This window comes from Kitasatospora sp. HPM-01-4, from assembly GCF_051374625.1.
In the GTDB taxonomy this organism is placed as follows: Bacteria; Actinomycetota; Actinomycetes; order Streptomycetales; family Streptomycetaceae; genus Kitasatospora.
Window position 1 is genome coordinate 8,521,054 of sequence record NZ_JBPQGP010000005.1, and the last position, 12,263, is coordinate 8,533,316.

General features: G+C 72.8%; 11 protein-coding genes. 3 read left to right on the forward strand and 8 right to left on the reverse strand.

Going from position 1 to position 12,263, the window contains the following annotated elements; all coding sequences use genetic code 11:
* Positions 1–6: 6 nt before the first annotated feature.
* Both ACSMTC_RS36910 and ACSMTC_RS36915 read right to left on the reverse strand, forming a co-directional pair.
* Positions 7–453, reverse strand: a complete 447-nt coding sequence (locus tag ACSMTC_RS36910) for a universal stress protein (RefSeq protein WP_436564108.1) — start codon at positions 451–453, stop codon at positions 7–9.
* A 162-nt stretch (positions 454–615) separates the two neighbouring features.
* A complete protein-coding gene (locus tag ACSMTC_RS36915) occupies positions 616–1,380 on the reverse strand; it encodes a class I SAM-dependent methyltransferase (RefSeq protein WP_436564109.1) in 765 nt (254 codons plus the stop codon).
* Between the two features lie 164 nt (positions 1,381–1,544).
* On the opposite strand from ACSMTC_RS36915, the gene ACSMTC_RS36920 reads away from it, so the two are divergent.
* The gene (locus tag ACSMTC_RS36920; protein ID WP_436564110.1) at positions 1,545–2,597 is read left to right on the forward strand and encodes a phosphotransferase; all 1,053 of its coding nucleotides are present in this window, start codon (positions 1,545–1,547) and stop codon (positions 2,595–2,597) included.
* A gap of 70 nt (positions 2,598–2,667) precedes the next feature.
* On the opposite strand, the gene ACSMTC_RS36925 is transcribed toward ACSMTC_RS36920, so the two are convergent.
* Positions 2,668–4,878, reverse strand: coding sequence for an amino acid adenylation domain-containing protein (locus ACSMTC_RS36925; protein ID WP_436564111.1), 2,211 nt, complete (start codon positions 4,876–4,878; stop codon positions 2,668–2,670).
* Positions 4,879–5,292: 414 nt separating this feature from the next.
* Between ACSMTC_RS36925 and ACSMTC_RS36930 the strand changes: the two genes are divergently transcribed.
* Positions 5,293–6,117, forward strand: a complete 825-nt coding sequence (locus ACSMTC_RS36930; RefSeq protein WP_436564112.1) for an ABC transporter ATP-binding protein — start codon at positions 5,293–5,295, stop codon at positions 6,115–6,117.
* A gap of 35 nt (positions 6,118–6,152) precedes the next feature.
* Here the strand turns inward: ACSMTC_RS36930 and ACSMTC_RS36935 are convergent, their stop codons facing one another.
* The 4 genes from ACSMTC_RS36935 to ACSMTC_RS36950 all read right to left on the reverse strand — a co-directional run bounded on the left by ACSMTC_RS36935 (position 6,153) and on the right by ACSMTC_RS36950 (position 8,921).
* Complete coding sequence (locus ACSMTC_RS36935; protein WP_436564113.1) at positions 6,153–6,950, reverse strand: putative protein N(5)-glutamine methyltransferase; 798 nt, start codon at positions 6,948–6,950, stop codon at positions 6,153–6,155.
* A 217-nt stretch (positions 6,951–7,167) separates the two neighbouring features.
* Positions 7,168–7,656: a glutathione peroxidase gene (locus ACSMTC_RS36940; RefSeq protein WP_436564114.1), complete on the reverse strand. Its 489-nt coding sequence runs from the start codon at positions 7,654–7,656 to the stop codon at positions 7,168–7,170.
* Between the two features lie 183 nt (positions 7,657–7,839).
* Positions 7,840–8,631, reverse strand: coding sequence for a thioesterase II family protein (locus ACSMTC_RS36945; protein ID WP_436564115.1), 792 nt, complete (start codon positions 8,629–8,631; stop codon positions 7,840–7,842).
* Between the two features lie 74 nt (positions 8,632–8,705).
* Positions 8,706–8,921 carry an MbtH family protein gene (locus ACSMTC_RS36950; protein WP_436564116.1) on the reverse strand — a complete coding sequence of 72 codons (216 nt, stop codon included), beginning with the start codon at positions 8,919–8,921 and terminating at the stop codon, positions 8,706–8,708.
* Positions 8,922–9,527: 606 nt separating this feature from the next.
* On the opposite strand from ACSMTC_RS36950, the gene ACSMTC_RS36955 reads away from it, so the two are divergent.
* Positions 9,528–11,963 (forward strand): ATP-binding cassette domain-containing protein, encoded by a 2,436-nt coding sequence (locus ACSMTC_RS36955; protein ID WP_436564117.1) that lies wholly within the window; start codon positions 9,528–9,530, stop codon positions 11,961–11,963.
* 66 nt (positions 11,964–12,029) lie between these two features.
* Here the strand turns inward: ACSMTC_RS36955 and ACSMTC_RS36960 are convergent, their stop codons facing one another.
* Positions 12,030–12,245 carry an MbtH family protein gene (locus ACSMTC_RS36960; protein WP_436564118.1) on the reverse strand — a complete coding sequence of 72 codons (216 nt, stop codon included), beginning with the start codon at positions 12,243–12,245 and terminating at the stop codon, positions 12,030–12,032.
* Between the last annotated feature and the right edge of the window lie 18 nt (positions 12,246–12,263).

Here is a 12,263-nt window from a genome sequence, read left to right on the forward strand (position 1 = left end):
GCCGGATCACGGCACCACGGTGACCGGCCAGCGGGCGGCCTTCACCAGACGGACGGCGAGCGAGCCCATCACCCGGTGCCCGGCCTGCTCGGAGGCGCCGACCACCACGGCGTCGGCGCGCAGCTCGTCCGCCGTCTTGGCGAGGCCGGTGAACGGGTCGCCGACCAGGGTGTGGAACTCCCAGGAGGAGCTGAAGCCCGGCCCGAGGCGGCCGACGGCCGTGCGGATCTCCCGCTCGATGTCCTCGGCGACGTCCTCGGTGGTCCCGCTGAGCTCGGCGCCGTAGCCGGTCATCGTCAGCATGACGGACACCGGCTGGACGTACACCAGCGCGAGCCTGGCGCCCTGCCGGCGGGCGAGCCCGCCGGCGTAGGCGGCGGCACGCCAGGAGGAGTCCGAGCCGTCGACTCCGACGACGATCACCTTGGGGCCGTCAGTGCCGAGTTCGAACATCGTCGCGCCTTCCCTGGGGAACGTGTGACCCAAGTCTACGTAAAGTCACGTACGCCTGATCGAGCGGGTGGGGCGCGAGGAACCGCGCGACCGGTGGTGCCGCTCGGCTGAGCGCTGGGCACGTGACTCCGCGCACCCCTGGAAGCTCGCGCCGCCGACGGATCAGACGAGGGTCAGCACCGCCACGTCGTAGCGTTCGTGGACGGGCCAGGGCGCCGTAGCGGGCTCGGACTCCGCGTCGCTTCGCAGACGGCGCAGACCGGTCTCGAACTCCTCCGGCGTCAGAAAGGCGAACTTCGACTGCGGCCGGGTGGCCATCCGTTCGTGGAAGGCGCCCAGGCTAGGGGTGACCGGCTGGGCGAACGAGCGGACCTCACGGACCGCGAAGCCGGCCGCGGAGAAGTCGGTGAGCACCTCGTCCCGGCCGGGGAACCGCTGTTCGTCGACGGCCCGGAGCCGCGGCCAGTAGTCGTAGACGAGCGCGTCCAGCCGCTCCCGGAAGGTGGTCCGGATCACCACCGCTCCGCCCGGACGCAGCACCCGGGCCAACTCCCGGGCGCAGGCGGGCCGATCGGGCAGGTGGTGCACCACCCGGGAGAGCAGCGCGAGGTCGAAGCCCGCCGCGCGGACGGGCACCGCCTCCGCGCAGCCGACCACGTAGTGCACACCCGGCGGCGCGTTGTACCGCCGGGCCTGCTCCAGCATCGGCACGGAGGGATCGACGCCCACCACCGGTGCCGCCCGCCGCCAGCGGGCCAGCGCCGCACAGAACATGCCCGTACCCGCGCCGATCTCCACCACGGCGGGCGCCGAGCAGGGCGCGAACGACCCGATCAGCTCCGCCCACGCGCGGAGCGAGGACTCCGGCATCCCGTTGCCCGACTGATAGGCGCCGGCCAGACGTACGTCGTCATGAAGTCGCGTCATCATGCGATCGTCTCCGCTAACCCCAAGACGCGGCAAGGGCGTTGGGCATGTGCCGGTGGCGGGTGCCATCGACGGCGGAAGCCGTCCGCCGGACGAAACCGCTGGACAGATCCGCCCGGCCGTCGTCCACTGGGGCACTCCAAGACACGGGGAGGGGACGGCGGATGTGGTCGAAGGTGCCGTTCGGCGAGGGCCTGCGGGCCGAGCTGGGAACACCAGGCAGGTCCCGGCGGCTGGGCAGCAGCCCGCGCTCACGGGTCTGGCGGGTGGAGCTCGACGGGGCACCCGTGGTGGTGAAACAGCTCGTCGAGGGACCGGAGGCCGAGGACCGGTACGCCCGTGAGGTGGCCGCGCTGCGGATCGCCGCCCGGGCCCGCACACCCGTGGTGCCCGCGCTGCTCGCCACCGACCCCGGCGAGCGCGTACTGGTCCTGGAGCAGCTGGAGCACCGGAGCCCGACCGGCGACTGGGTCGTCGGCTACGCCGAGTCGCTGGCCCGGCTGCACGCCACCGCGGGAGAGCGGGACGCCGGCCTGCTGCCGCGCTGGCAGGGGCCGGTCCAGGCCGACGTGGACGCCTTCCTGGGGCTGGCCGAGACGCTGGAGGTGCCGGTGGCAGCAGGAGTGCGCGGGGAGCTGGAGGACCTGGTGCACCGGCTCCGCCAGGCGCCCGGCCATGCCCTGCTGCACGGCGACCCGTGCCCGGGCAACGACCTGCACACCGGCGACGGGGTCAGGTTCATCGACTTCGAACAGGCCTCGCTGGGCAGCGGGTTGACGGAACTCGCCTATCTGCGGATCGGCTTCCCGACCTGCTGGTGCGTCACCGCCGTGCCCGAGCCGCTGCTGACGCGGGCGGAGAGCGCGTACCGCGCGGTGTGGCGCGCCGAGACCGGCACCGAACCCGGCGGCGGGGTCGGCACAGGGCCCGGCCAGGACCTTGCCGATGCCTGCGCCGGCTGGCTGATCAGGGGTGACGCACTGGTCGAGCGTGCCCGGCGAGGGAGCGGCGACCAGCTGGCCCGGCTCCCGGTCAGGGACTGGAAGTGGGGCAGCGCGACCGCCCGGGAGAGACTCGCCCACCGCCTCGCGGTGGTGGGCGCACTGGCCGCAGGCCACCCCGGACTGCGCGGTCTGGGCCGCCTCAGCACCGAGCTGCGCCGGCGCATGCTGACCAGTTGGCCCGGGATCCGGCCGGTACCGGAGCAGCGGCGGTGACCGCCCGCCGGCGCGAGCCCGTGCACCTTCTCGGCCGGCCCAGGGTCAGCCCCTGGGCCGGCCGAGAAGGTCAGCGGGTGCGAACCGCGGCGGGCTTCCAGGCGAGGAAGCGGACCACCACGAGTGCGGCGATGACCAGGGTGATGTTGAAGCCGTAGACCAGGGCGGCCTCCCGGGGCCAGTCGGTGGCCCTGGTGATGCGGTACCAGTTGTCCTGCGGCCACCAGGCGATCAGCAGCCAGGCGATCGCGATCCGCGCCGAGCCGACGAGCAGCTGTGGGCGGGTCGGTCGCACGCGCTCCAGGACCGGTCGGCCGAAGAGCAGGAAGGCCGCACCGGTACCGAAGGCCAGCCACTCGACGATGTACAGGAGTTGGAAGAGCGTCCCCCAGGGCGAGGGCACGCCGGCCAGGTCCGTCGAGCCGGGCCAGCAGAGATCGGTCACGGCGTAGGCGATGAAGGCGAACACCAGCGTCGACAGCAGGCCCATCGTCCCGCGCTCGGACGGGGTCGCACCGCCGGTGGCGCGCACCGGCCGGTAGCCCGCCTTGGCGCTGCCGCGCGGACGCACCCCGGCCCCGGCCTTGGCGGAGCCCGCCCGGACGGGAGTGCCGGTGCGGACGGCCGCCCCGGGGGCGTGGTCGCGCTGGGCGGGGAGCGGCAGGCTGCGGCGGTCCAGTTTGCCCGCCCGGGTGCGGGGCAGGGCTGACAGCGGCACCACCGCGTCCGGTATCAGCCGATCGGGCAGGCGCTCGGCGAGGTACGCGCGCAGCGCCCAGCCCTCGGCCACGCCCTCCGCGCCGCCCTCCGGGGCTCCGCTCTCCGGCGCCGGCCCGCCGGTCACCACGTAGGCGACCAGTCGCGGACGGCCCCCGGCCGTCCGGATCCGGGTGACCGCGCACTCTCGGACGGCCGGGTGGGCGCGCAGTACCGCCTCGGCCTCCGCGAGCTCGGCGGTGGCCGTGGACTCCGCACTGCCCGGTTCCGCTCCGGTACCGGTGTCCGGACCGTCGTCGACGCGGCCCAGGTACTCCAGCAGCCCGTCGGCGCGCAGCCGCCCGATGTCGCCCGTGCGGTAGATCCGGCCGTCCGGGTCGAGGTCGGTGGACCGGAAGCGGGCCGCGGTGAGTTCGGGCCGGTTCAGGTAGCCGCGGCCGACACCGGGGCCGGCCAGGCAGATCTCGCCGGGCCGCCCCTGTGGCACCGGCCGCCCGGCCGGGTCCAGCAGGTGTACCCGGGTGCCCGGGAACGGCCGTCCGATCAGCGAGATCAGCTCAGCCTGCTCCGGCGCCTCGGCCAGCGTCGAGCTGTCGAAGTAGGTGCTGTCGACCGCCGCCTCGGCGACGCCGTACACGTTGATGTGGCGAACCCCCGGGCCGAGGTAGCGCTGCAGGCGCAGTTGCTCGTCCAGGTACCACTTCTCCGCGCCCACCGAGAGCAGCCGGACCCGGCCCAACTCCAGCCCGCGCGGCAGGAGGTGGGCGAACAGGCGGCGCAGCGTGTGGACGTTGGTCTCCATCACCGTCACCGACTCGCGCAGTACCAGCTCGTGCAGCTCGGAGATCTCGGCGGTGCGGTCCAGGGTGAAGTTGCGGCGGGCCATCACCAGGGTGCCGCCGGTGCCCAGCGCGCGGATCCAGTCGGCGGTGAAGACGTCGAACTCCAGCGTCGCCGTCTGCAGGAAGCGGTCGGTGGGGGAGAGCCGGTAGACCGACTGCCAGCCCCGGTAGGCGTGCAGCAGGTTGCGGTGCTCGATCAGCGCGCCCTTGGGCATCCCGGTGGAGCCCGAGGTGTAGAACACGCAGGCCAGGTCGGCGGGCCTCACCCGGATGCCGAGCGGAGCCGCCGGGTGGGCGGCGATCGCCGCGGCGGAGGTGTCCAGGCACAGCACGGTGCGGCTGCTCGCGTCCGTGAGCCGTACCCGGAACGCCTCCTCGGTGAGCAGCACCAGCGGATTCGCCTCGGCGAGCACATGGCGGACCGTCGGATCCGGACCGGTGGGCTCCAACGTCACATATGCCGCGCCGGACTTGAGCACCGCGAGCAGTGCCGTCAGCAGCTCCGGGCCCCGGCCGAGCGCGACCGCCGCCAGGTGGCCGGGGCCGAGGCCCAGCTCGGCCAGATGCCGGGCGAGCCGGTCCGCCCTGGCGTTCAGTTCCGCGTAGCTGAGCCGCTCGGTGCCGCAGACGACGGCGAGTGCTTCGGGTGTCCGGCGGGCGTGTTCCTCGAACAGCTGGTGGACGGCCTGCGCCTCCCCGAACGCCGCTGCCTCACTGTCCATCGCTCGTTCCCTCCCTTTCGGTGGCAACCGGTCGGATCCTCCCCACCTCCACTGACAGTGTGCGGCCAGATCGGCCGGGTGATCCTCCTCGGGTGCGGAGTAGTTGCACAGCTGTCATCGCATCGGGACGCTCGGCGGACAAGTTCCGGGAGATCATGGCCGGTTGGCCTCGACCGCACGCGGCTTCGTTCGTGCGCGGCTTCGTTCGCATGCGGCTCCGTTCGCACGCGGTGGTGGCGGGAGCGGCGGTGGCGGGAGCAGTGGCACCGGGACCGGTGACCGAGGGCTGGACGGCCCGGCGGCGGGGAGCGCCGCGCTGTTAGCCTGCCGCAGGGCCGCTCGTACCGGGTCCGCCGCAGTTCCGCACAGGTCAGTACAGGTCAGTACAGGTCGGCACCAGGGAGGACCCGGCAGATGGCGAGCGTGGAAGTACCGTCCCAGGGACCGCTGTTGCGCGCTCGCGAGGTGGACGTGGTACGCGACGGCCGTTACCTGCTGCGGTCGGTCTCGCTGACCGTCGAGGCGGGCCAGCACTGGGCCCTGCTCGGTGCCAACGGCGCGGGCAAGAGCACCCTGCTCGGCCTGCTGGGCGCGGTCTCCCATCCCACCCGGGGCGAAGTGCACGTCCTCGGCAGGCAGTTGGGCAGGGTCGACATCCGTTCGCTGCGCGCCCACCTCGGGCACGTCAATCCCCGGCACCCGCTGCGCAGCCCGCGCAGCGTCCGCGAGGTGGTGCTCACCGGCCTCACCAACAGCATCGAACCGGAACTCCGGTGGCGGCCCACACCCGAGCAGAGCGCCCACGCCGAACAGCTGATGGACACCATGGGCCTGGCCAGGATGGCCGAGTCGCCGTGGACCACCCTCTCCCAGGGCGAGCGCGGACGGGTCCTGATCGCCCGCGCCCTGATGCCCAGGCCCCGGCTGCTGCTGCTCGACGAGCCCGCCACCGGACTCGACCTCACCGCCAGGGAACTCCTGCTCGGCAGCCTGGACCTGCTCCGCTCCCGGCACCCGGAGCTGGCCACCGTCCTGGTCACCCACCACCTGGAGGAGCTCCCCGAGACCACCACGCACGCCCTGCTGCTGCGCGAGGGCGAGTGCGTGGCGTCCGGGCCGGTGGACGAGGTGATGACCACCGAGCTGATCAGCGGCTGTTTCGGGCACCCGATCAGGATCAGCCGCCTGGAGGGGCGTTGGAGCGCCCGCGCACAGGTCCGCCGCCCGGTGGAGGTCTGACGGGTCCGCCGGGCCTCCACCGGAGCGGTCCGGGCCTAACCGGCCGACGGCCTGGTGCCGATGACGACGGTGGCGTCCAGGTCGTCGCAGGTGGCCACCCGGGCCGCCAGGCCCCCGGCGGTGAAGGCCGCGACGGTCTGCGGAGCCTGGTGCTCGCTCGTCTCGATCAGCAGGTGGCCGCCCGGGGCGAGCCAGCCGGCCGCCTGGGCGGCCACCCGGCGCTGGATGTCGAGCCCGTCCGCGCCGCCGTCGAGCGTCACCAGCGGCTCGTGGCAGCGGGCCTCCGGCGGCAGGAAGGGGATCTCCCCGGTCGGTACGTAGGGCGCGTTGGCGATCAGGACGTCGACCCGGCCCCGGAGGGTGCCGGGCAGCGGTTCGTACAGATCGCCCTGGTACACACGGCTGTTGGCGCCGGTGACATTGCGTCGGGCGCACCGCACCGCGGCGGGCTCGATGTCGGCGGCGTGCAGCTCGATCCCGTCCAGGGAGGCGAGCAGCGCGGCGCCGACCGCGCCCGAACCGCAGCAGAGGTCGACCACCACGGCGCCCGGACGGGCCAGCGCGATGGCCTGCCCGGCCAGGAACTCGGTACGGCGGCGAGGCACGAAGACCCCGGCATCGACGGAGATCCGCAGGCCGCGGAACCCGGCCCAGCCGAGGACGTGTTCGAGCGGGAATCCGACGACCCGGCGGTCCACCATCGCGGCGAGCTCGGCCGGAGTGCCGGCGGTGGACAGGAGCAGCCGCGCCTCGTCCTCGGCGAAGACACAGCCGGCGGAGCGCAGTCTGGTGACAACGGTGGAGCGGAGGAGAGCTGACGGGAAAACCGGCACGGTAACCTTTCGGGAAGCCTTCTGGATGCTCCCCGCGGTCACCTACTCGTGCTTCGGTGCGTCCGCGCGGTCGTGGGATGGGAGCACCCGACCTGACACAGCGGTAATCGGTCCCACCTCCTCGACTCGTCAATTGCGTCCAGTGCTGGACGGGAAGAACACTACATGACCCGGCGCCCCCGCCACCGACGGGCCCCGGCGGGGGCGCGGAGCGAGGTCAGGACGGCAGCTGGGCCTCGATGGCGGCGATCACCTCGGCCGACTCGGGCTCGGTGCGCGGGCGGAAGCGGCCCACCACGCCGCCGTCGGCGCCGACGAGGAACTTCTCGAAGTTCCAGATGATGTCACCGGCCGCGCCCTCGGCGTCGGCGGCCTTGGTGAGTTCGGCGTACAGCGGGTGCCGGCCGTCCCCGTTCACCTCGATCTTCTCGAAGAGCGGGAAGGAGACGCCGTAGGTGGTGGAGCAGAAGGTCTGGATCTCCTCGGCGCTGCCCGGCTCCTGGCCCATGAACTGGTTGCACGGGAACCCGAGCACGGTGAACCCGCGCTCGGCGTAGCGCTGCTGCAGCCGCTCCAGACCCGCGTACTGCGGGGTCAGGCCGCACTTGGACGCCACGTTGACCACGAGAAGCGCCTTCCCCTTGTGGTCGGCGAGCGAGGCCGGCTGACCGTCCAGGGTGCGCAGCGGGATGTCGTACAGGTTCACGGAATTCCCTTCGATGGGTGTCTGCCGGAGCGGTCAACCGCCGGCCCGCTCCGGGTGTTCCCGGTGCTGCCGCCGGGCCGGCGGGCGGACCCCGCCGTACCGTCCGGGGGTCCACGGGTTCATCCGACCGGCTTCCTCGGATCGCCGGCCGGGTCTGCGGACCTCGGGCCGCGAGCGGAGCGCTCAGGCGGTGGCGGTCAGGTCCGCCGTGACGGCGGCCAGGAGGCTGTCGGCCGACTGCTCGCTGAGGTAGAAGTGACCGCCGGGGAAGGTGCGGACCGAGGTGGCGGCGCGGGTGGTGGTGGACCAGAGCCGGAGCGCGTCGACCGAGTGGACGTCGTCCTCCCCGCCGAACACGCTGACCGGGCAGTCGAGCAGCGGGCCGTCGGGCCGGCCGAAGGAGTCGCAGATCGCGTAGTCGGCGCGCAGGGTCGGCAGGATCAGGGCCAGCAGCTCGGGGTCGGTGAGAACCCCCTCGGGCGTGCCGCCCATCTCCCTGAGATCCGCCACGAGTTCCTCGTCCGACCAGCCGGTGCGGCCGGGCTTGGCGGGCTTGGCACCCGGCCCGGAGCAGCCGCTCAGCAGCAGCCGCTCGGGCGTACGGACGCCGTCGCGCTGGGCGGCCATGGCCAGTCCGTACGCGAGCAGGCCGCCCATGCTGTGCCCGAACATCGCGTACGGGCGGTCGAGGTACGGCAGCAGTCCGGTGTACAGCTCCTCGACCGCCCGCGGGTAGTCGCTCAGCAGGGGCTCGCCGAACCGGCTTTCACGGCCGGGCAGTTGCACCGACAGCACCTCGATGTCCCCGGGCAGCCGGGCCGGCCAGTCGCGGAAGAAGGACGGGCCGCCGCCCGCGGGGTGGAGGCACAGCAGGCGGAGCCGGGCGGCCGGAGGCGTGGTGAGCACGCGCACCCAGGCGCGGTTTCGCGCGGCGGTGGCGGGGGCGGAGGAGCCGGTGGCGGGAGAAGTCGACATCGCTGATGTGCTCCGGTCTCGTGCGGTGACATGGCGGCCCGGGTTGTTGGCCCGGGCCCTCGGAGATTACGTGATCAGCGTGCGTCGGCCATGGCCTGGATGAGGCTGGTGGGGCGCATGTCGGTCCAGGTGGTCTCGATGTGGTCGAGGCAGGACTGGCGGGTGGTGGGGCCGTGGGTGGTGGTCCAGCCGGCGGGGATCTCGGCGAAGGCGGGCCAGAGTGAGTGCTGGTTCTCGTGGTTGACCAGGACGAGGTAGGTGGCGTCCGGGTCTTCGAAGGGGTTGGCCATGGTGGTGGTTCCTTGTCCGTCGGGTGATCTGTCGGCTGATCCGCCGGGTGGTCGGTCGCGCCGTGGGGCGGTGGCCACGGCCCGGCCGATCTCGCTGAGGGGGATCGGCCCGGCCGTGTCGTGGCGGGCGCAGGCGGCCGCGGTGTCGAGTACCCGTCCGGTGCGGTGACCCCGCCAGACCTCCGCCGTGGGAGCGGCGCCGGACCGACCATGATCGGCTGCGAAGAACGGGAGATCGCCGAGGGGTGTCATCGGGGTGAACTTGTCGAGCAGGAACCGGGGGCGGGAAGTCCGACCGTGAGCCGGCGCCCGGCCGCCGCTTGTTAGCCTGGCACCTCGGCCGGACGCGCCGCGTGGCCGGGGCCCCGAGGCTTCGCGGGCCACGGCGGGCCACGGCGGGCCGGAAGTCCCGCTTCCCGCACCGAGTGCGGGGCCGGCCGGACGGACCGCGCGCCACCTCGGCCGGCAGCGCTGAGCGGACAGCCGCCGCCACCGCGACCGCGCCGACGAAGGAGAACCGGACATACTGCTCGAAGCTGGTCAGATCGAGCCGGGCGACGTTGACGGAGACCGCCGGGGCGGCCCCGCCGAACAGATGGAGACACGATGAGCACAGCCACGAGGACGGACGCGCAGTCGCCCGCGCCGCACGACGCCGACAGCCACGGTCTCATCCGCGTACACGGCGCGCGCGAGAACAACCTCAAGGACGTCAGCATCGAGATCCCGAAGCGCCGGCTGACGGCGTTCACCGGAGTCTCCGGCTCGGGCAAGAGCTCCCTGGTGTTCGACACGATCGCCGCGGAGTCGCAGCGGCTGATCAACGAGACCTACAGCGCCTTCGTGCAGGGCTTCATGCCGACGCTGGCAAGGCCCGAGGTCGACGTCCTCGAAGGGCTGACGACCGCGATCATCGTCGACCAGCAGCGGATGGCCGCCGACGCCCGCTCCACGGTCGGTACCGCCACCGACGCCAACGCGATGCTGCGCATCCTCTTCAGCCGGCTCGGCCGGCCGCACATCGGCCCGCCCAGCGCATACGCCTTCAACGTCCCCTCGGTCCGGGCGAGCGGTGCGATCACCGTCGAGCGCGGCGCCAGGAAGGCGGTGAAGGCGACCTACTCGCGCACCGGCGGCATGTGCCCGCGCTGCGAGGGCCGGGGCGCGGTCTCCGACATCGACCTCACCCAGCTCTACGACGACTCCAAGTCGATCGCCGAGGGCGCGTTCACCATCCCCGGCTGGAAGTCGGACAGCTTCTGGACCGTACGGGTCTACGCCGAGTCGGGCCTCCTCGACCCGAACAAGCCGATCCGCAGCTTCACCAAGAAGGAGATGCACGACTTCCTCTACCGGGAGCCGACCAAGGTGAAGGTCGAGGGCGTGAACCTCACCTACGAGGGGTTGATTCCCAAGATCCAGAAGTCGTTCCTGTCCAAGGACAAGGAGGCGCTGCAGCCGCACATCCGGGCGTTCGTGGAGCGGGCGGTCACCTTCACCACCTGCCCCGAGTGCGACGGCACCCGGCTCAGCGAAGGGGCCCGGTCCTCGAAGATCGAGGGCCTCAGCATCGCCGACGCCTGCGCGATGCAGATCAGCGACCTGGCCCGGTGGGTCCGCGGCCTCGGCGAACCCTCCCCGGGCTCTTCGAGCGGGGGGTGCACCACGGTGGCGCCGCTGCTCGCGAAGCTGGGGCAGACCCTCGACTCGTTCGTGGAGATCGGTCTGGGCTACCTCACGCTCGACCGGCCGTCGGGCACGCTGTCGGGCGGCGAGGCGCAGCGCGTCAAGATGATCCGCCACCTCGGCTCCTCGCTCACCGACGTCACCTACGTCTTCGACGAGCCCAGCACGGGCCTGCACCCCCATGACATCCAGCGGATGAACGAGCTGCTGCTGAGGCTGCGGGACAAGGGCAACACGGTGCTCGTCGTGGAGCACAAGCCGGAGATGATCGCGATCGCCGACCATGTCGTCGACCTCGGCCCGGGCGCGGGTCAGGCGGGCGGCACCGTCTGCTTCGAGGGCACCGTCGAGGGGCTGCGGGCCGGCGGCACCGTCACCGGCCGCCACCTCGACGACCGGGCCGCCCTCAAGGAGACGGTGCGGACGCCCACCGGCACGCTTCCGGTCCGCGGCGCGGCGGCCAACAACCTGCGCGACGTCGACGTGGACATCCCGCTCGGGGTGCTCGTCGTCGTCACCGGCGTCGCCGGCTCCGGCAAGAGCTCGCTGGTGCACGGGGCGCTGCCGGGGCAGCCGGGGGCCGCCGACGCGGGGATCGTGTCGATCGACCAGGGTGCGATCCGCGGCTCGCGGCGGAGCAACCCGGCGACGTACACCGGACTGCTCGACCCGATCCGCAAGGCGTTCGCGAAGGCCAACGGAGTGAAGCCGGCGCTGTTCAGCGCCAACTCCGAGGGCGCCTGCCCCACCTGCAACGGCGCCGGGGTCGTCTACACCGACCTGGCGATGATGGCCGGCGTCGCCACCACCTGCGAGGAGTGCGAGGGAAGGCGGTTCGACGCGTCGGTGCTGGAGTACCGGCTGGCTGGCCGCGACATCAGCGAGGTGCTGGCGATGCCGGTGGCCGAGGCCGAGGAGTTCTTCGGCACGGGTGAGGCGCGTACGCCGGCCGCGCACCGCATACTCGGCCGCCTCGTCGACGTCGGGCTCGGATACCTCACTCTGGGCCAGCCGCTCACCACGCTGTCCGGCGGTGAGCGGCAGCGGCTCAAGCTGGCCACCTGCATGGCCGAGAAGGGCGGCGTCTACGTCCTCGACGAGCCGACCACCGGCCTCCACCTCGCCGACGTCGAGCAGCTGCTCGGTCTGCTCGACCGGCTGGTCGACTCCGGCAAGTCGGTCATCGTCATCGAGCACCACCAGGCGGTGATGGCGCACGCCGACTGGATCATCGACCTCGGTCCCGGCGCCGGCCACGACGGCGGCCGGGTCGTCTTCGAGGGCACCCCCGCCGACCTCGTCGCCGCCCGCTCCACCCTCACCGGCGAGCACCTCGCGGCCTACGTCGGCAGCTGACCGAGGCCCCGGCACGGGGACACCGCGGGCCCGGGCGGATCGCCCGGGCCCGCGGCGGTCATGTGATCAGCGTGCGTCGGCCATGGCCTGGATGAGGCTGGTGGGGCGCATGTCGGTCCAGGTGGTCTCGATGTGGTCGAGGCAGGACTGGCGGGTGGTGGGGCCGTGGGTGGTGGTCCAGCCGGCGGGGATCTCGGCGAAGGCGGGCCAGAGTGAGTGCTGGTTCTCGTGGTTGACCAGAACGAGGTAGGTGGTGTCCGGGTCTTCGAAGGGGTTGGCCATGGTGGTGGTTCCTTGTCC